Origin of the sequence: Leifsonia sp. NPDC058248, from assembly GCF_042881905.1 — a bacterium.
Classification (GTDB): Bacteria; Actinomycetota; Actinomycetes; order Actinomycetales; family Microbacteriaceae; genus Leifsonia.
In genome coordinates, this window is record NZ_JBHVXB010000006.1 from 255282 (window position 1) to 273059 (window position 17778).

The following is a 17778-nucleotide window of genomic DNA, read 5'->3' on the forward strand; positions in this document are numbered from 1 at the left end:
CCGTCAGTAGTCGGTATGCCCGAGGTTCGGCGCGGGTGCGAAGCAGATGTCGGTGCACGCCGCGGCGTCCAGCTCGAGCACGATCAGCTCGTTCTCACCGGCCGTGAGGAGCGCGCCGGGAACGTAGAGGGTGCGCTGCGGGCCGCGACTCCAGTACCTTCCCAGGTTGAACCCGTTGATCCACACGATGCCTTTGCCCCAGCGCGAGGTGTCGAGAAAGAGGTCGGCCGAGCCGGACGTCTCGAACGTGCCCCGGGCGAAGGCGGGACCGGCCAGCGACCGTGCATCCGTCTGGCACACGGCGTCGCGGACAGGCGCGAGCGACCCGAGGTCGACAGGGAGCACCCCCCAACGGTTCAGCTCGTCGCCGTTGAGGCGCGCCGGCCCGATGAGTCCCTTGGGCTCGCCGATCCGGGGACCGTAGTCCACCCGGCCCTGATCCTCCACGACCAGGGTCAGGGTTCCGCGGCTCGGCGCCAGCGTGATCGCACGATCGTGATGGTCGCGGGCCAGCGTGCCGACCCGTGCGTCGCCGACGAAGACGTGGGCCCGGTCGCGCACCTCGCCGATGGTGAGCACGGCCGGCTCCGCGACGTCGATCTCGGTCCGGTAGACGGCGAGACCCGAGTAGTGGCCGAGGGCGTCCATGGTGGGGAGGTCGTCCGTCCAGATCCACTCGCCGAGGCGGTCGACGACGGAGAGGAACGGCGCAGACGCCGTCAGCCGCGACCGCACGGCCGTCGCGGCGGGCGCCGTCGAAGGAACCTCGTCGGGCAGCTCGGTGTAGCGGCCGAGGACCTCGCGGAACGCCCAGTACTTCGGTGTCGGGTTGCCGGCCTCGTCGAGCGGGGCGTCGTAGTCGTAGCTGGTGACGATCGGCTGATAGACGCCCTTGTCGTTGGCGCCGTTCGTGAACCCGAAGTTGGTGCCCCCGTGGAACATGTAGAGGTTCACCGAGGCGCCCTCGCTCAGCAACTCGTCGAGCTCGGCCGCGGAATGCTCCGGCGACGTCGTGTGATGGTGTGCGCCCCAGTTGTCGAACCAGCCGTTCCAGAACTCGGAGCACATGAGAGGGCCGGTGGGCTGGTGCTGACGAAGGGTTTCGAGTCGTTCGCGCGACCGGGAGCCGAACGACGCGGTCTTGTGCAGTTCCGGCAGCGACCCGCGCTCCAGCATCCCGTCCTGAGGCTGGTCGACCGTCGTGAGCGGGACGACGATCCCGGCGGAGCGGGTGATGTCGACGAGCGCTCGGAGGTAGTCCTGGTCGTCGCCGTATGCGCCGTACTCGTTCTCGATCTGCACGAGGATGACGGGTCCGCCGTTGCCCACCTGAAACGGAGCGACGGTCGCGAGCACGCGCTCGAGATAGCGCTCGACGGCTGCGACGAACGACGGCTCGTTTCGGCGGATGCCCACACCGGGATCGGTGAAGAGCCATGCCGGCAGGCCGCCGTTGTCCCACTCCGCACAGATGTACGGGCCGGGACGCACGATCGCGTGCATCCCCTCGTCCGCCACGGTCTGGAGGAAACGGGCGAGGTCGAGCCGTCCCGAGTCGTGCCATTCCCCCGGCCGCGGCTCGTGGGCGTTCCACGGGACGTAGGTCTCGATCGTGTTCAGCCCCATCAGCCGCGCCTTGTGGATGCGGTCGGCCCACGCATCCGGATGCACGCGGAAGTAGTGGATCGCGCCCGAGAGGATGCGGAACGGCTGTCCGTCCAGAACGAAGTCGTCGCCGGCGATCTCGAACGTGTGCATGGGTGGGTTGCTCCTCGAAGCTGAAAGGGAGGGTGTGAAGGTGGCCGGCCGGGGCTGTCCCGGCCGGCCACACTCGGTGGCGCTACTTGCCGGTGACGGTGAAGCCCTGCTGGTTGCCGTACTCGACCAGGGACTTCTGCCAGCTCTGCAAGCCGGCGTTCAGGTCGCTGTTCGACGAGTACGCCTGCCCGACCGTGTCGCCGAAGATGCTGTTCGCGTACACCTGGAACGGCAGGTACTGCCATCCGGTCGACACGTCCTTCGCACCCTGCACGAGCACCTCGTTGATCTTCTGGCCGCCGAAGTACTCGGGCGCCGAAGCGAGGAACTCACTGGACTCCAGGTCTTTCGTCGTCGACGGGAATCCGCCGGAGGCGAGGAACACCTTGATGCTCGCGGGGTCGTTGTTCAGCCACTTGAGGAACCCGGCCGCGAGTGCCTGGTTCTTGCTCTGCTTGAGCACGACCTGCGCTCCGCCGCCGTTCTCCGAGTTCGTCGCGGTGCCGTCGTACGTCGGGGTCGGGGCCACACGCCACTGACCCGAGCCGTCCTTCACCGACGACTCGAGCACGCCGGGCATCCAGGCGCCGGTGACGAGCGTCGCGATGGTGCCGTTGCCGAGCGCCTTGAACCAGTCGTCGCTCCAGCCGGGGACGGAGGAGAGGAGCTTGCCCTCGACCAGCTGGTTCCAGGTCGACGTCCACTTCTTGGTGCCGTCGTCCTGGAGGTTGATCGTGACCTTCGAGCCGTCGGCGGTGAACGGCCGTCCGCCCGCCTGCCACATCATGCTCGTCGCGAAGCCCGAGTCGCCCGAGTCGCTGGTGATGTACTTCGTCGGGTCGGCCGCGTGCAGCTTCTTGGCGTCGGCGACGTACTCGTCCCACGTCTTCGGCACGGTCAGACCGTACTTGTCGAAGACCGTCTTGTTGTAGAACAGCGCCATGGGGCCGGAGTCCTGCGGGAGACCGATGAGCTGGTCGCCGACGTTCACCGCGCTCCAGGGCCCGGGCGTGTAGTCGTTCTTCAGCGAGTCGAACCCGTACTGCTTCAGATCGACGAGCGCCTTGCCGAGAGCGAACTGCGAGAGCGCGTAGTACTCGACCTGCGCGACATCGGGAGCACCCGACCCGGCTTTGATCGCGTTCTGGAGCTTGGTGTACTCGGTGGTGTTGGTGCCTGCGTTGACGAGCTTGACGTGCACCTTGGGGTACACCTTCTCGAATGCGGCGACCTGGGCCTCGGCCGAGGGCGTCCACGACCAGTACGTGATCGTTCCGCCCTTCTTGAGCGCGGCGTCGACGTCAGAGGCGCTGCCGGATCCGGTGCCTCCTCCGCTCGAGCAGGCGACGAGGGTCGCGCCGAGCATCGCGCCGGCCACGAGCGCTGTCGCGACCCGGCGCAGCACGCTCGCGGAGCGTGACTTGCTGTTCATAGTGTTCCTTTCACTTCTTCGGGATGAGGATGGGCAGGACGCCCGGTGGGGGGAAGAGGGGTGGTCACTGCTTGACGCTTCCCGCAGTCAGCCCGGACTGCCAGTAGCGCTGCAGGAAGAGGAACGCGATGACGATCGGGACGATGGTCAGCAGCGATCCGGTGATCACCAGGTTGTAGATGGGCTGCGCTGCGACCCCGGTGGCCTGCGCGCTCCACTGGCTGAGGCCGACGGTGAGCGGGTACCACTGGGGATCGCTCAGCATGATCAGCGGCAGGAAGTAGTTGTTCCAGGTCGCGACGATCGCGAACAGCAGCACGGTCACGATCCCGGGCGTGAGGAGCCGGAGCGAGATCGTGAAGAAAGTGCGGAACTCGCCTGCCCCGTCCATCCGGGCCGCCTCGAGCAGTTCGGTCGGAACCGCGTCGACCGCGTAGGTCCAGACGAGGTAGAGGCCGAACGGGCTGATGAGCGAGGGCAGGATCACCGCCCACGGAGTGTTGGTGAGGCCGACCTGGCTGAAGAGCAGGAACGTCGGAACGGCCAGCGCGGTGCCCGGAACGGCGACCGCGCCGAGGATGACCGCGAACACCGCACGCTTGCCCGGGAACTTGTACTTCGCAAGGCCGTAGCCCGCGATCGTCGCGAGCACTGTCGCCCCGCCGGCCCCGACGACCACGTAGAGAAGCGTGTTGCCGAACCACTGCAGGAAGATCCCGCCGCGGTAGGTGAGGGTGTCCGCGATGTTCGAGAAGAGATTGAAACCGTCGCCGAACCAGAGCCCGAACGACGAATAGAGCGAGGGCTGGTCTTTGGTGGCGTTGATGATGAGCCAGGCCAGCGGCACGAGCGAGTAGATGACGAAGATCACCATGACGATGGTGAGTACGACCGACTTGCGCTTGCGCGGATCGCGGCGGCTCCCGCGGGGTCCGGATGCACGGGCCGCTCTGCGCGACTCGGCCGCGGCGGGGGCGGGGGCGACGGTTGCCATCAGCGGTTCTCCTGTCTGGTTCCGCGGAGCTGCACCACGTAGGCGATCACTGCGGTGATCACGCCCATCACGATCGCGACCGTGGCGGCGTAGTTGAACTGCTGCCCGGCGAACGAGAGGTTGTAGGCGTACATGTTGGGCGTGAAGAAGCTGGTGATCGCGTTGGGCGCGAGCGTCTTCAGGAGGTTGGGTTCGTTGAACAGCTGGAAGCTGCCGATGATCGAGAAGACCGTCGCGATCACGATGGCGCCGCGCAGCGCGGGGATCTTGATGCTGAAGACGGTGCGGAACGCTCCGGCGCCGTCGATCTCGGCCGCCTCGTACAGCTCGCCCGGGATGGTGCGCAGCGCCGCGTAGAAGATGAGCATGTTGTAGCCCATGAACTCCCACGTCACGATGTTGCCGATGGAGGCCAGGATCCAGTTCGGGCTGAACGGCTGCAGGTGCGTTCCGAGAAGGGAGTTGACGCTCGCAGTGAGCCCGAACTGGTCGCCGTAGATGAAACCCCAGATCAGCGCGGCCACCACGCCGGGAACCGCATACGGCAGAAAGATCGCGATGCGGAAGAACCCGGCGCCGTGCAGGCGCGCGCTGTCGAGGGCGAGCGCGGCCACCAGCGAGAGCACCAGCATGATCGGCACCTGCACGACCAAAAAGAGGGTGACGCGCCCGAAGCCGTTCCAGAACTTCGCGTCGCTGAAGACCGAGAGATAGTTCTGAAAGCCGACGAAGAGGTTGCCGCCGATGAGCTGGTCGCGGAACAGGCTGAGGTAGAGGGCGTAGACGACCGGGACGATGATCATCGCGACGAAGACGATCATGAACGGGGCGACGAACGCCCACCCCCGCCAGTCGCGGCGATCGCGCCTGCGCCTCGGCTTCGGGGGCGCTGCCCGAGTGATGGACGTCGTTGTCATGGCTGCTTCCTCGTCGAATCTCACTGATGTTTACGTCAACACCATTCGGGTACCATAACATGTTGACGTCAACATGCAAGAAGAGATTGGATCGAAGTCACCGATGACAGAGCCGGAGCCGGTCGGCGTCCCCCGACCACCGCGAGGTCCATCGATGGCGGATGTCGCGCGGCACGCGGGCGTGTCGGGCCAGACGGTGTCCCGCGTCGCGAACGGCCATTCGAGCGTGATCGACTCCACGCGCGACCGGGTGCTCCACTCGATGCGCGCGCTCGGCTACCGGCCCAACCAGGCCGCGCGGGCACTGCGCTCCGGGCGCTTCCGCAACATCGGCGTCCTCATGTTCACACTGTCGTCGTTCGGAAACATGCGCACCCTCGAGGCCATCGCCGTCTTCGCGGCGCAGGCGGGATACTCCATCACGCTGGTCCCGGTCGAGCATCCGACCCAGAAAGACGTGAGCGTCGCGTTGGAGCGGCTGCTCGACCAGGCGGTGGACGGGATCGTCATCGTCATCGAGGCGCACATCATCGACCAGGCCGACGTCGACCTCCCGCCCGGGCTGCCCGTCGTCGTCATCGACTCGGCGGCGCGCGAGGACTACCCCGTCGTCGACACCGACCAGGCCCAAGGCGCCCGGCTCGCGACGCAGCACCTCCTGGAGCTGGGGCACGAGACCGTCTGGCACGTCGCCGGACCGGAGAGCTCGTACTCGGCGTCCCGTCGTGAGCTGTCGTGGCGCACCACCGTCGAGGCGGCCTCCCGGCCGGCTCCCCCGGTGTTCCGAGGCGACTGGTCGACCGCATCCGGCTACGAGATCGGACTGCAGATCGCCCGGATGCCCGAGATCACCGCTGTCTTCGCCGCCAACGACCAGATGGCGCTCGGGGTGCTGCGCGCCCTCCATGAGAGCGGGCGTGCCGTGCCGGCCGACGTGAGCGTGGTCGGCTTCGACGACATGCCGGAAGCGGACTCGTTCTGGCCGCCCCTGACGACCATCCGGCAGAGCTTCGACGTCGTCGGGCGTCGCGGGATCGAGATCCTGCTGGCGGAGATCGAAGACGAGCAGACCGGCCCCGGCATGACCCTGGTCCCGACCGAGCTCGTCGTGCGGGGAAGCGCAGGACCGGCGGGAGCCGACCTGGCTACCCGGTGATCCGCGGAGGCGCTCCGGTGCTCTCGCGCACGACCAGACGGGTCGGAATGACGGCGCCCAGCGGATCGATGTCCCCCGACTCGATCTCGGCGACGAGCAGCTCGATGCTCCGGCGGCCCACCGCATCGAAGTCCTGGTGGATCGTGGTGAGCGGCGGCCAGAACGAGTCCGACTCGGCCATGTCGTCGAAGCCGACCACGCTCACGTCGGCCGGCACGGCACGCCCGCTCTCGTGAAGGGCGCGCAGCACCCCGAGCGCCATCTGGTCGTTCGCTGCGAAGATCGCCGTGATGCCGGGCATCCGGGCCATCTCGACGCCCGCCTGATAACCGGATGACGTCGACCAGTCGCCGCGCGTCACCGGCGGCGGAGTGCGGCCGGCCGCGAGAAGGGTTTCACGCCAGGCGGTCTCGCGGCGGACCGCCGAATAGGAGGACTCCGGCCCGGCCACGTGCCAGACGGTCTCGTGGCCCAGGTCCAGCAGGTGCTGCGTCGCGAGCCGGGCGCCCTGAGCCTGATCGGCGTCGACCATCGGGTAGTCGGCGCGGACGCTGGAGTCGATGACGACGACGGGCAGCCCGGGCGGAAGGACGACGTCGGCTTGGTCGATGATGTGCGCCTCGATGACGATGATGATCCCGTCGACCGCCTGATCCTGCAGCTGCGAGAAAGCGACGCTCACGTCCTTCTGCGTCGGTGTCTCGACCGGAATCAGGGTGATCGAGTACCGGGCGCGGGCGGCGGACGACGCGATCGCGTCGAGAGTCCGCATATTGCCGAACGACGACAGCGTGAACATGATCACGCCGATGTTGCGGAACCGGCCGGAGCGCAGGGCCTGTGCCGCGCGGTTCGGGCGATAGCCCAGCTTGCGCATCGACGCCAGCACACGGTCGCGCGTGCCCGCCTCGACGTTACTCAGCCCCTGGGCGACCCGGGAGACGGTCTGACCGGAAACCCCAGCATCGGCGGCGACATCCGCGATGGACGGCTTACGCGGCGGCCTCGATCTCGGGACCGTCTCGGGTTCTGTCATCGAACATCTCATTTCCAGCAGGTGCTCAGCTGCGACAACGCTAGCACCGGGCATCCGGTGCCGGATGAAGCACCCGCTTCGCCTAGAGTGAACGGATGATCAGCAGACGGGAAGCGGCCCTGCGCCTCGACATCTCGCTCGAGATGGCGAAGCGGCACGGCATCCCGTCACGGATGAGCGAGCACGAATTCTCGGAGCTGAGCGAGAATCCGCCCGCCTGGCTGTTGCAGTCGCGCGCGAACCGCACGGGCACGAAGCCGGTGTGGGTTCAGCTGACGTGCGACATCTGCGGCTACACCGAATCCGGCCGCCCGAAGAAGTGGTGGCCCGACTTCACCTACCTCAGCTGCGACCACCACCCGGCGAGCGACCTGCCCGATCCGCTGCCCGGACTGAGTCGCCGTGAGGTCGACGGGATCGGGACCCGCTTCGTCGGAATCGTCGACGAGCATCCGGTGTCGGGCACGCGCGGCGACTGAATCGGACGCGGGCGACTGAATCGGACGCTTCAGGCGAGGAAGCGGGCGACCGCCTCGGCCGTGGCCTCGTGATCGACGACATCCGGTTCACCCGACGTGGTGATCGTCGCGACGAGCTGCCCGTCGACGAAGATCGGGACGCAGCCGCCCCAGAACTTGTAGCTGTCGTCGAGGCCGTCGGCGATCGAGGGGTCGGCCTCCTTCAGGAACCGCGCGAGAAGCGAGCTCACGCCGAACCGTCTGGTGACGAGGATCTTGCCCTGGATGACATCCGCGTTCGCCTGGCCCGTGCTTCCGAGCTGGGCGCGGTAGGCCAGCTCGTCTCCGATGTGGACGTCGACGGCCAGGTCGCGACCCCACTCGCGGATGACCTCGACCGCGGTCTCCCCCAGCCGCACCGCGTCATCCCGGGTGAACGCAGCGACCTCGGCGGCCGGTACGTTCTGAAGCTGTTCGATCGTGTACGTGGGTTCAGGGCGAGTCATGTCTCTCAGGCTATCGATTCCTCGCCCACGCCGGACCGCCTACCGCTCATTGAGCCGGACCGTGAATCCGTGCGTCGCGAAGAACTGCTCGGCGCCGAGCCGGTCGTAGTCGTTGATCGCGGTCATGACGTCGACGTTCGTAACGACGCTCCAATCAATCGAACGTGTCATCGGCTCCTCCTCGGACGATCGGCCGGGGCGGCGCGAGCCCACCCCGATCCAAGGCTCTCACCTGCCGGACCGCCTCGTCGAGGCCCGGATTTCTGCTATCCACCGTCGGCCGCAGATGAGAGAGTGATCAGTGTTCGGCAGCTGGTGCTGAAAGGAGCGAAGACCGTGAACACGAACGACGAAACCGCGGGCACGCCGGGCTCGACCGTGGGGTTCGAGGCGGACATCCGGCCGCTCTTCCGCGAGCTGGACCGCAGCAGCATGCTCGAGACGTTCGATCTCTGGAAGTACGACGACGTCGTCAGCAATCAGGACGCCATCCTCGGTCACCTGGTGGCCGGCTCGATGCCGTGCGACGGTCCGTGGCCGCAATCGCACATCGCCCTCTTGCGCCGCTGGATCGACGACGGTTCGCAGCCGTGAGCATGTGCAAGCAGTGAACGAGCAGGGAGGACAACGCTCCGTGAGCAGAAGAGAACGACGCGAAGAGGAAGCGGCCGAGGCGGCTCGAGCCGAAGCGGAAGCGGCAGTCGCGGCGACCGAGACGGACGACGCCTCAGTCGATGCGGACGAGTCGCTCGAATCGGACGAAGAACCGGACTAGCAGAGAGCGCTACGGTGCCGCGAGGCCTACCTCTCGGTGCGGAGCAGCTCAGCGTGGTGGAGTGCCGGACGGGGCGCCGGGTCCTGCGAGGAGGATGCCGAAGACCTGCCCGAGAGGGCCGCCCAGGTCATCGAATCCAGCGGACGCGACGGGCTGCACACCCGCGGAGGTGCGGAGCATCACCACGCCGAGCATCGTCGCGATCGCGAGCTGAGCGCGCAGGAGGATCGGCGCGGTGTCGGGGACGTCAGCGTTCCATCCCGCTGCCACAGCGAGTCGCTGGGTGAAGTGCTCCAGAGTTCTGCGGCGGATGCAGTCGGCGTTCTCGTCACCGGATGAGCGCAGCAGGAGAAGCAGCTGCAGGGGGTCGTCGCCGTCGGGGGCGTTCACGACGTGGGCGATCAGGCGCTCGATCAGGGAGCTGATGTCGGAGGTGCCGGTCGGAGTCTGCGAGTCCAGTTCGTTCGAGGTGCGCTTCATACAGGCCTCGAAGAGCCCTTCCTTCGACTCGAAGTAGCGGTTGATCAAGGCGACGTTGACGCCCGCGTCGGCGGCGATCTGCCGCACCGTCGTGGCTCGATAGCCGTCCGTCGCGAACCGCCGCCGCGCCGCACGCACCAGGGCGCGCTGGGTCGCCGCGGCATCGCGGCCGGAGCGCACCAGTTCGTCATCCGCATGGGGCACCGTCTCAGCGAGCATTCCGGTCGACTCCTCTGTCTCGGTCGTCTCGTCGTTTCGCATTTCCACTGGTCACTGTACCTGCTCGACGCCGCAAGTAAACGCTTGTTGACTCATCCGGCCCGATACGGAATACTCGTCAAGTCAGCGCTTGCTTACATGGCTAGGAGTTTCATGTCCGCCGCTCAGAGTCCCGTCACGGGATCGGTGTCCACCCAGAAGGCGACGCGGTCACGCGGGACCGCCATCATCCTCTTCCTCTCGCTGGGAGGTCTGTCTTTCGCGGTGCTGCAATCCCTCGTCGCGCCGGCGCTCAGCACCATCGGCACGGACCTGGGCGTCGCCACGGCGGACGCCAGCTGGGTTCTCACCGCCTACCTGCTCTCCGCAGCAGTGCTGACCCCGATCCTCGGACGCCTGGGCGACATGGTCGGCAAGCGCAAGGTGATCATCATCGTCCTCGCCCTGCTCCTCGTCGGCACTGTGCTGGCGGCCCTCGCGCCGAACCTCGGCGTGTTAATCGTGGGGCGCATCCTTCAGGGAGCAGCGGGCGCCGTCATGCCGCTCTCGATCGGCATCGTGCGCGATGAACTGCCGAAGGAGCGCGTCAGCGTGACAATCGGCCTGCTGTCGGCGATCTTCGGCATCGGCGCCGGCGTCGGCATCGTCGCCGCCGGGCCGATCGTGGAAGCGCTCGGCTGGCACTGGCTGTTCTGGTTCCCCGCGATTCTCGTGGTGATCGCCCTGCTCGGTGCGATCTTCGGCATCCCGGAATCGCCGGTTCGCACCCCGGGGCGTCTCGACATGCTCGGCACGGCAATCCTCTCCATCGGTCTCGTCGCACTGCTGCTGGCCATCAGCGAAGGCGAGAAGTGGGGCTGGGGCGACGGCAAGACGATCGGTCTGATCATCCTGGGCGGTATTGCGCTCATCGTGTTCGTGTTCGTCGAGCTCCGCGTCAAAGAGCCGCTGATCGACATCCGCCTGTTCAAGCACCGCGGCGTCTGGACCGCCCACATCGTCGCTCTCGCCTTCGGCTTCGCGATGTTCGGCACCTTCATCCTCGTTCCCACTCTGCTGCAGCTGCCCATTGTGCTCGGCTACGGGTTCGGCAAGTCCGTGAGCGAAGCCGGCCTCTACCTGCTTCCGACGGTCGTCGCCATGGTCCTCGCGGGTGTCGCCGCGGGCATCCTCATCCGTCGCATCGGCCCGAAGATCCCGATGATCCTCGGCGGCGTCTCGGTCACGGTCGCCTTCCTCATCCCCGCGCTCGGCCACACCGAGGAGTGGCAGATCGTCGTGTCGGGCATCCTGACCGGTATCGGCATCGGGATGGCGCTGGCCGCCACCTCGAACGCGATCGTCGAGAGCGTGCCCGCTGTGCAGACCGGCGAGGCGATCAGCGCGAACACCGTCATCCGCACCGTCGGCAGCAGCATCGGCACGGCCGTCATCGCCGCCCTCATCTCCTCGAACATCACGGCGCAGGGCGCTCCCACCGACGATGCCTTCACGATCGGATTCTGGGTGTCGGCGGGTGTCGGAGTCCTTGCGATCGTCGCCGCGCTGGCCGCACCGTCACTGCGCGCTCGCCGTCGCGAGGCCGAGGCCGCCGGAGTGGACGACTTCTTCGAGCTGGAGGAATCCCACTCGTAGGCGCGCACGAGGGTATTCCATTCTCCACAGGTCAGCGCTTGGCTTGAGTAACACCGATCATCGCTGAGGAGAATCATGACCACCCTCGAAGACAACAAGCGCATCGTCACCGACTACTACCGGACCGCGTTCAGCGGGAACCCCGAAAAGGCGGTGGCCGACCATTTCGGCGACCGCTACATCCAGCACAATCCGCAAGCCCCGGACGGCCCGGAGGCGTTCATCGGATTCGTCCACTGGCTGCGTGGTGAATACCCCGAGCTCCAACTCGACATCAAGCGCGTCATCGCCGAGGACGATCTCGTCGTGACCCACTCGCACCTGATCCTCGTGCCCGGAGAACCCGGCCAGGCCCTCGCGGACTTCTTCCGCGTCGAGGACGGCAAAGTCGTCGAGCACTGGGACGTCATCCAGGACATCCCCGCGGAGTCCGCCAACGACAACACCATGTTCTAGGCGTCATCGGTCGCTCGGCGACACCGGCGAAGGTCCTGGCGCATGTCACGCTTGCTTTGCCTGCGCGGCCACGACGTACCATGAAGGAGTGACCACGACCGCAGACCCGACGACCACACGCCTCACCGCGCGCGGAGCGAAGACGCGTGAACGCATCGTCACCGCAGCGGCCGACCTGATGTACATCCGCGGCATCGGGGCGACCACCCTCGATGACGTGCTGGCGGCGAGTGGGGTCAGCAAGTCGCAGCTCTACCGTCACTTCGCCGGCAAGGACGAGGTCGTCCGGGCAGTTGTCGACCTGATGGGCGAGCGCGTCATCGAACGTGAGCGCAACGCTCTCAACCACGTCTCGACTATTGCGGGGCTGCGTCGTTGGCGGGATGCGCTGGTGCAGAACAACGCCCTACGGCATGGCGCTTACGGTTGCGCGCTCGGCTCCTTCGCCTCCGAAGTGGCCGATCAAGACGACGTTGCCCGCCGAGCCCTGCTGGCACTTTTCGCCGAATGGCAGGAGTTGCTAGCCGGCGTGCTGCGCAGGCTTCAGGACACAGGCACACTTCCACCGGAAGCGCCCGTCGACCAACTAGCCACTGGACTCATGGGCGCCCTCCAGGGCGGCTACATGCTGGCCCAGACGGCACGCGATGTGACACCGATGGCAACGTCGATCGACATGGCCCTCACGTATATTGAGAGTCTGACGACCGGCTGACCCGCTCGGCGTGCGGATTCACGGCACCGACGACCGTGAACACGGCCCCGACGAGCGCGAACACCGCGTAGCCGACCGCGATCTGCGGCACAGAGCAGACCGTTGAGAGCTGACCAGCGATCAGGCTCGGAACGGTCGCACCGCTATAGCTGAGCAGGTACACCACGGCGAAGATCGGCGCACGGTCTGCCAGGCTGCTGCCGTCCAGGAGGCCGCGGGTGACCGCGCTGATCGCGATGCCCTGGCCGGCCCCCGCGATGACCGTCGCAGCGAAGAACACGCCCAATGCGCCGGTCGTGATGGCTGCGATGATCCCGGCCCATCCGACGAGGAACGCAAGCATGCCGATCCGTTGTGCCGCCGCCGGACTGAATCGATGCCCGAGTGGAGCCCCGATCGCGCTCGGAGCCATATAGGCCGCGAACACCAACCCCACAAGCAGCGGGCTCGTGGTGTGGAGCTGGTCCTCCACAAGCGCCGGTACGAAGGCCTGATAGAACGCGCCCGTCGCCCAGGTCGGCACGATCACCGCGGCCGCGACAGGGAGCAAGCGCCTGACCCGAGCCGGCACCCGCACGCTGGGTCGCAACGATCGCCAGACGTAGGGCGTCGGCGTCACCGTCTCGGGGCTGAGGGCGATCAGCACAGCGGACACCAGCAGCAAGGCGATCGCGACCAGGAAGATGAGCTGCCGAGGCCACGGGCCGAACTGGACGAGGGCACCAGATGCGACAGCGCCCACGGCAAGGCCGAGCATGACAGTCTGGCTGGAAGCGACCGATGCCAGCCACGCAGGCCTGCGCGGTGCGGCATCGACGATGTAGGCGGCGAGGCTGCTGCTGGCCATCCCCGCACCGAGCCCCATCAACAGTCGGCCAGTGATGAGAACGCCGATGGTGTGCACGTTAAACAGCACCACGCAGCCCAGCACCAGCAAGGTCAGGCTCGCCAGCGACGTCGCCCGCCGACCGACGTAGCTGGACAGCCGGCCCAATACCAGCAGTGTGCCGATGGTGCCGATGGAATAGGCCACCACTGTCATCGAGATACCAGCGTTGGTAAACCGCTCCTCAGCCCGATAGACATTGAACAACGGGATCGTCGAACCGACCGCGGCGAACGCGGCCAGTAACGCGACCACCGCAGACACGAAAGCGATCCGGAGGGTTCCGCGTCCGCGAGCCCGCATCAGGCGCCCGGCGCGATCGCGCAGGCCGAGATGCAAAGCCAGACGCCGTCGCGCTTCTGGTACGCGTCGGTGTACAGGGCCTCTTGCACGGAACCATCGTTGACCAAGGTGTACCGGGCGCGGCCGTGGATCAGCGCGACGTCGCCGAGGAGCCGGATCCTGGACTCGACCAATGCGAGGTCTGTGAACGGGCGGGGCTTGGCGATGTACTCCAGGTACTCCTCGCGATTCCGGGCGACACCCGGCGTCTGCACGATGAAGTCCTCGGCGAGGAACTCGCTGAACCGCTTCGCGTCGCTGGCCTGATCCGCCCGGTTGTAGTCGAGGTTGAGCTGTTCGAGGATCGCCAGATCTTCGGCGGACTGCTCATTGACGTTCATTTCTTGCTCCTTCGTCGCGCGGCAGGTCGACATTCTCGACTCTGCGGTTGATGACTCTTCGTGGTTTTTCCGTTGCCGAATCGCATCGGTGGTAGACCGGATGTCACCAAGCGGCTGCGAACAGGAATGGACGATTTAGTCCAGGGTAAGAGGACGAGGCAGTATTCGGCAAGTGCATTCAAGGGCGCAGGCAGATCCTCTGCGTCTCTCATTTGGACTATTCCGTCCAGTTTGTGCTTAGGATGTTTCCATGGCTCGCCGGTCGGTCGAGATCACTGCGGTCTCTCGTTCGGCCGTTTCGGGTCTGGGCGACCACGAGGCCGCATTCACAAGAAATCAATGCACGGAGGTATCCCATGAAGGCGATAGTGGTGACTGATGAGGCCGACGGAACGGCCGGAATGCAGTTGGTGGACCGTCCCGAGCCGCGTCCGGCGATCAACGACGTCATCGTTGCGGTGCACGCGTCGGGATTCGTTCCGACCGAGGTGGACTGGCCATCGACCTGGACCGATCGCGCCGGACGCGACCGGGCGCCGTCGATCCTCGGACATGAGTTGGCCGGAGTGGTTATCGCCCTCGGCTATGGCACGACAGGGCTGTCGGTGGGACAGCGGGTGTTCGGGATCTCGGATTGGCATCGTGACGGGACCCTCGCGGAGTATGTGGCCGTTGAGGCACGCAACCTCGCGCCGCTCCCGGGCGATGTCGACTTCACGGTCGGCGCGAGCCTGCCGATCTCGGGCCTCACCGCATGGCAAGGCCTGTTCCAGCACGGTCGTCTCCAGGCCGGGCAGACCGTCCTCGCGCATGGTGCGGCCGGTGCAGTCGGCACGATGGTGACGCAGCTCGCACGGGAGGCCGGCGCCTACGTCATCGGCACCGGACGCGCCGCTGATCGTCAGAAGGCGCTCGACTTCGGCGCGCACGAGTTCGTCGATCTCGCCGTTGACGACCTCGAAGACGTCGGCGAAGTCGACTTGGTGTTCGACGTCATCGGCGGTGCCATCCAGGAACGGTCCGCGGGCCTGATCCGGGCCGGAGGAACGCTGGTCACCATCACCGGGCTGGCCGACGTGCGACCAAAGGAGGGCCTCGCGGTCGACTTCGTCGTCGAGTCGGTCGCCGCACACCTGGTCGAGATCGTCCAGCGAGTGCGCGACGGCCGGCTCCAGACCAATATCGGCAACGTCGCGGCCCTCGACGACGCCGTCGCCGCGCTCAACCCGACCGAACGGCGCAACGGAAAGTCCGTCATCAGCGTTCGCGCCTGAAGACGAGCCCTCAGATGACCGACCAGCAAAGGAACAGCCCCATGACGTACACAACCGATCCCCGCCGCGGCGACTTCGAGTACCCCGATGAAGCCGGATACCCGGATGGAGTGGGCACCCTCAGCCAGGACCAGACCGTCCTCATCGATGAGGTGATCGAGGATGCCCATGCCCCCGCAATCAGCTTCTTCGTCGTCAACGACGAGGACGCCGGCAGTTACGAGGCCATCGTCGGCGACACGGCGATCGCCGGCCTGACCTACCACCTCGCCGGCGATGACCGGCTTGTGCTTCTGGCGACTGCGGTGTTCCCCGAATTCCGCAACCAGGGAATCGCGACCGAACTGATTCGCCGCGTCCTCGACGACGTGCGCATGCGAGGAAAGACGGTCACCATCATGTGTCCGATCGTCTGGGCCTTCATCGAACGCAAGCCCGAATACGCCGACATCATCGACCCGAAGCTTCCCGGCGTGTCCAAAGGGCCTCACACCTCGACCGGGGTCCACAGCGCTTACCGCAACCACCTCATCGACGAGTCCCAGCCTGGAGCGGGGGCGACGCGTGCAATCAGCATCGATCCGCAACCGGCCAAGACATCGGCGAAGGATCCCCACGGATGACAAGGCACAACCCGAAACCGGCTCAAACGTTTCCGGTGATGGATGGCGCGGTTTCGGCGCCGCGTGAAGATCAGATCGCCGGAATCGTGCAACGGGTCTGGGCAGAGGGCACGCTCTACCACTCTGACGTCGAGACACTTCTTCGGGACTGGCTCGGCATCCAAGGCTGCATCGTCGACGATGACGAGTTCGTGATGCTACTGACCAAGGCTCGCGGCGAATTCGCACGAGTCGCAACGACAACAGGAGAGAACGAGGCGCCGCGCTGTCCGGCCCATGACGTGGTCGCGTGCCTGTACTGGGACGTGCAGCGTCTCGAACGAACGGGCCCGACGCCCTGACGCACACCGCTTCTAGAGCGACTCGGATTCGCCGGCACCCACCTCGGATTCAAGTACCAGGTTCCGCAAGGGGGCTGAGGCTGTCACTGGCAGGACCCCGCATACCGCCACCTAGGTCGGCTCAGCCGAAGGAAGGGACAGTTTCCTCGGCACGAGGGCAAAGCTGGCCGACGACGTCGCTGCTCTCGCTACCGACCTGTGCTCACGGACGAGAGCGCCAGAACCAGAGGGACAAGGCGTTCCTATCGCGTGTTTTACCACGTGTGGAGCAGGACTCGCACCACAGGTGCACCACAGGATCAGCCCGAATGCAGAAAGCCCCTGTGTATTCCAGGGGCTTTCTATGGCGGTACCGGTGGGATTTGAACCCACGGTGGGCTTTCACCCACACAACTTTTCGAGAGTTGCACCTTCGGCCGCTCGGACACGGTACCGCCGACTACTGTACGCGATGCAAGGGCGCAGATGCCAATCGGGAGAAGCGCGCCAGGCTGCGAATCCGCTCGGAGCGGCGGCCCGTGCGGAGAGTACAGTTTCGAGGATGGGGACGAAGAAGACGTTGGCGCTCGTAGGCGCCGGTATCTCGTCGGTCGGTGTCGGAATCGCAGCGTGGGCGCGGGTGCGCAAGGCGCAGGAGAGGTTCGCGCATCACAAGACGAGGCTCAACGAGACCCTCCCCGTCCATTCGAAATGGTGGCAGGACTTCGCCAAGACCGAAGGCGACCTGCTCTACGTGGCGCTCGGCGACAGCGCGGCCCAGGGCATCGGCGCGTCGGCGCCGAAGAACAGCTACGTCGGGGTCATCGCCGACCACGTGGCCACCACGACCGGCCGATCGGTTCAGGTCGTGAATCTCAGCGTGTCCGGCGCGACGGTCGCGCTGGCCGTCGCCGACCAGCTTCCGCGTTTCGCCGCCTACTCACCCGACCTGGTGACCGTGGCCATCGGCGCCAACGACATCGCAGCGTTCGATCCGGAACTGTTCGAGACGGGCATCCGGAAGGTCTTCGGCGCTCTGCCGTACAACGCGATCGTCGCCGACCTGCCCTACTTCTTCTTTCCGTGGAACGAGAAGAAGGTCGCCGTCGCCAACCGCATCCTGCGTGAGGTCGCGGAGGAGCGCGGGCTCACCGTCGTGCCACTGCACGAGTCGATGAAGCGCCAGGGGCTGCACGGCATCTTCACGCAGTTCGCCGAGGACCTCTTCCACCCCAACGACCACGGCTACCGCGTGTGGGCGTCGGCGTTCCTCCCGGCGGTGACCTCACTCGTCGCGGGGCGTTTCCCCCGGCAGCCGGCGCCTCACGTGGCTGCCGATGGTGAGCCGGATGCCGCAGACGAGTTCCCGGACCCGGCCACCGTCGTCTGAGGGTCCGCGCCGCGCCGGGCGAGGCACGAGCCGCAGGAGTTCTCCACAAGCCCCCGGACCGCGAC

21 protein-coding genes and 1 tRNA gene are annotated in these 17778 nt (G+C 66.5%); 11 read left to right on the forward strand and 11 right to left on the reverse strand.

The genetic code is table 11. The features are described 5' to 3' along the window. Positions 1-3: 3 nt before the first annotated feature. From ACFVV5_RS12055 to ACFVV5_RS12070, 4 genes are all read right to left on the reverse strand, one after another. Positions 4-1758: a glycoside hydrolase family 35 protein gene (locus ACFVV5_RS12055; RefSeq protein WP_387243924.1), complete on the reverse strand. Its 1755-nt coding sequence runs from the start codon at positions 1756-1758 to the stop codon at positions 4-6. A gap of 82 nt (positions 1759-1840) precedes the next feature. Next, entirely contained in the window at positions 1841-3190 is a 1350-nt protein-coding gene (locus ACFVV5_RS12060; protein WP_387243927.1) for an ABC transporter substrate-binding protein, read from the reverse strand. A gap of 64 nt (positions 3191-3254) precedes the next feature. Further along, positions 3255-4184: a carbohydrate ABC transporter permease gene (locus tag ACFVV5_RS12065; protein ID WP_387243931.1), complete on the reverse strand. Its 930-nt coding sequence runs from the start codon at positions 4182-4184 to the stop codon at positions 3255-3257. Then, complete coding sequence (locus ACFVV5_RS12070; protein WP_387243935.1) at positions 4184-5101, reverse strand: carbohydrate ABC transporter permease; 918 nt, start codon at positions 5099-5101, stop codon at positions 4184-4186. Before ACFVV5_RS12070 ends, ACFVV5_RS12065 begins: the two co-directional genes overlap by 1 nt. 154 nt (positions 5102-5255) lie before the next feature. Here ACFVV5_RS12070 and ACFVV5_RS12075 point away from each other — a divergent pair, with 154 nt between their 5' ends. Next, positions 5256-6257, forward strand: a complete 1002-nt coding sequence (locus ACFVV5_RS12075; RefSeq protein ID WP_387243938.1) for a LacI family DNA-binding transcriptional regulator — start codon at positions 5256-5258, stop codon at positions 6255-6257. Here the strand turns inward: ACFVV5_RS12075 and ACFVV5_RS12080 are convergent. Continuing rightward, entirely contained in the window at positions 6247-7293 is a 1047-nt protein-coding gene (locus ACFVV5_RS12080) for a LacI family DNA-binding transcriptional regulator (protein ID WP_387243941.1), read from the reverse strand. The two genes, ACFVV5_RS12075 and ACFVV5_RS12080, sit on opposite strands and share 11 nt — an antisense overlap. A gap of 95 nt (positions 7294-7388) precedes the next feature. Between ACFVV5_RS12080 and ACFVV5_RS12085 the strand changes: the two genes are divergently transcribed. Beyond that, positions 7389-7772: a hypothetical protein gene (locus ACFVV5_RS12085; RefSeq protein WP_387243944.1), complete on the forward strand. Its 384-nt coding sequence runs from the start codon at positions 7389-7391 to the stop codon at positions 7770-7772. A 29-nt stretch (positions 7773-7801) separates the two neighbouring features. On the opposite strand, the gene ACFVV5_RS12090 is transcribed toward ACFVV5_RS12085, so the two are convergent. Then, entirely contained in the window at positions 7802-8257 is a 456-nt protein-coding gene (locus ACFVV5_RS12090; RefSeq protein ID WP_387243947.1) for a heme-binding protein, read from the reverse strand. A gap of 39 nt (positions 8258-8296) precedes the next feature. After that, on the reverse strand, positions 8297-8428 hold the full coding sequence (locus tag ACFVV5_RS12095; protein ID WP_387243950.1) for a hypothetical protein: 132 nt from the start codon (positions 8426-8428) through the stop codon (positions 8297-8299). A gap of 165 nt (positions 8429-8593) precedes the next feature. Here ACFVV5_RS12095 and ACFVV5_RS12100 point away from each other — a divergent pair, with 165 nt between their 5' ends. Both ACFVV5_RS12100 and ACFVV5_RS12105 read left to right on the forward strand, forming a co-directional pair. Then, the gene (locus tag ACFVV5_RS12100) at positions 8594-8851 is read left to right on the forward strand and encodes a hypothetical protein (RefSeq protein WP_387243953.1); all 258 of its coding nucleotides are present in this window, start codon (positions 8594-8596) and stop codon (positions 8849-8851) included. A 40-nt stretch (positions 8852-8891) separates the two neighbouring features. Next, entirely contained in the window at positions 8892-9032 is a 141-nt protein-coding gene (locus ACFVV5_RS12105; protein WP_387243956.1) for a hypothetical protein, read from the forward strand. A 48-nt stretch (positions 9033-9080) separates the two neighbouring features. Here ACFVV5_RS12105 and ACFVV5_RS12110 read toward each other — a convergent pair whose 3' ends face one another. Next, entirely contained in the window at positions 9081-9731 is a 651-nt protein-coding gene (locus ACFVV5_RS12110; RefSeq protein ID WP_387243959.1) for a TetR/AcrR family transcriptional regulator, read from the reverse strand. Positions 9732-9884: 153 nt separating this feature from the next. Between ACFVV5_RS12110 and ACFVV5_RS12115 the strand changes: the two genes are divergently transcribed. The 3 genes from ACFVV5_RS12115 to ACFVV5_RS12125 all read left to right on the forward strand — a co-directional run bounded on the left by ACFVV5_RS12115 (position 9885) and on the right by ACFVV5_RS12125 (position 12537). Continuing rightward, positions 9885-11366 carry an MFS transporter gene (locus ACFVV5_RS12115; protein WP_387243962.1) on the forward strand — a complete coding sequence of 494 codons (1482 nt, stop codon included), beginning with the start codon at positions 9885-9887 and terminating at the stop codon, positions 11364-11366. Between the two features lie 75 nt (positions 11367-11441). Further along, positions 11442-11822: an ester cyclase gene (locus tag ACFVV5_RS12120; RefSeq protein WP_387243965.1), complete on the forward strand. Its 381-nt coding sequence runs from the start codon at positions 11442-11444 to the stop codon at positions 11820-11822. 88 nt (positions 11823-11910) lie between these two features. After that, the gene (locus tag ACFVV5_RS12125; RefSeq protein ID WP_387243969.1) at positions 11911-12537 is read left to right on the forward strand and encodes a TetR/AcrR family transcriptional regulator; all 627 of its coding nucleotides are present in this window, start codon (positions 11911-11913) and stop codon (positions 12535-12537) included. On the opposite strand, the gene ACFVV5_RS12130 is transcribed toward ACFVV5_RS12125, so the two are convergent. Further along, positions 12506-13687: an MFS transporter gene (locus ACFVV5_RS12130; RefSeq protein ID WP_387243972.1), complete on the reverse strand. Its 1182-nt coding sequence runs from the start codon at positions 13685-13687 to the stop codon at positions 12506-12508. The genes ACFVV5_RS12125 and ACFVV5_RS12130 overlap by 32 nt on opposite strands. Positions 13688-13725: 38 nt before the next feature. Further along, positions 13726-14106, reverse strand: coding sequence for a nuclear transport factor 2 family protein (locus ACFVV5_RS12135; RefSeq protein WP_387243975.1), 381 nt, complete (start codon positions 14104-14106; stop codon positions 13726-13728). Between the two features lie 371 nt (positions 14107-14477). Here ACFVV5_RS12135 and ACFVV5_RS12140 point away from each other — a divergent pair, with 371 nt between their 5' ends. From ACFVV5_RS12140 to ACFVV5_RS12150, 3 genes are read left to right on the forward strand one after another with little or no spacing between them, the layout of a single operon-like run. Next, complete coding sequence (locus ACFVV5_RS12140) at positions 14478-15380, forward strand: NADP-dependent oxidoreductase (RefSeq protein WP_387243978.1); 903 nt, start codon at positions 14478-14480, stop codon at positions 15378-15380. A gap of 41 nt (positions 15381-15421) precedes the next feature. Then, positions 15422-16003 (forward strand): GNAT family N-acetyltransferase, encoded by a 582-nt coding sequence (locus tag ACFVV5_RS12145; protein ID WP_387243981.1) that lies wholly within the window; start codon positions 15422-15424, stop codon positions 16001-16003. Next, positions 16000-16344, forward strand: a complete 345-nt coding sequence (locus tag ACFVV5_RS12150; protein ID WP_387243984.1) for a hypothetical protein — start codon at positions 16000-16002, stop codon at positions 16342-16344. Before ACFVV5_RS12145 ends, ACFVV5_RS12150 begins: the two co-directional genes overlap by 4 nt. 344 nt (positions 16345-16688) lie before the next feature. Here ACFVV5_RS12150 and ACFVV5_RS12155 read toward each other — a convergent pair. After that, positions 16689-16778 (reverse strand) — tRNA-Ser (locus ACFVV5_RS12155). Positions 16779-16885: 107 nt separating this feature from the next. Between ACFVV5_RS12155 and ACFVV5_RS12160 the strand changes: the two genes are divergently transcribed. Further along, complete coding sequence (locus tag ACFVV5_RS12160) at positions 16886-17713, forward strand: SGNH/GDSL hydrolase family protein (protein ID WP_387243987.1); 828 nt, start codon at positions 16886-16888, stop codon at positions 17711-17713. Positions 17714-17778 lie beyond the last annotated feature (65 nt).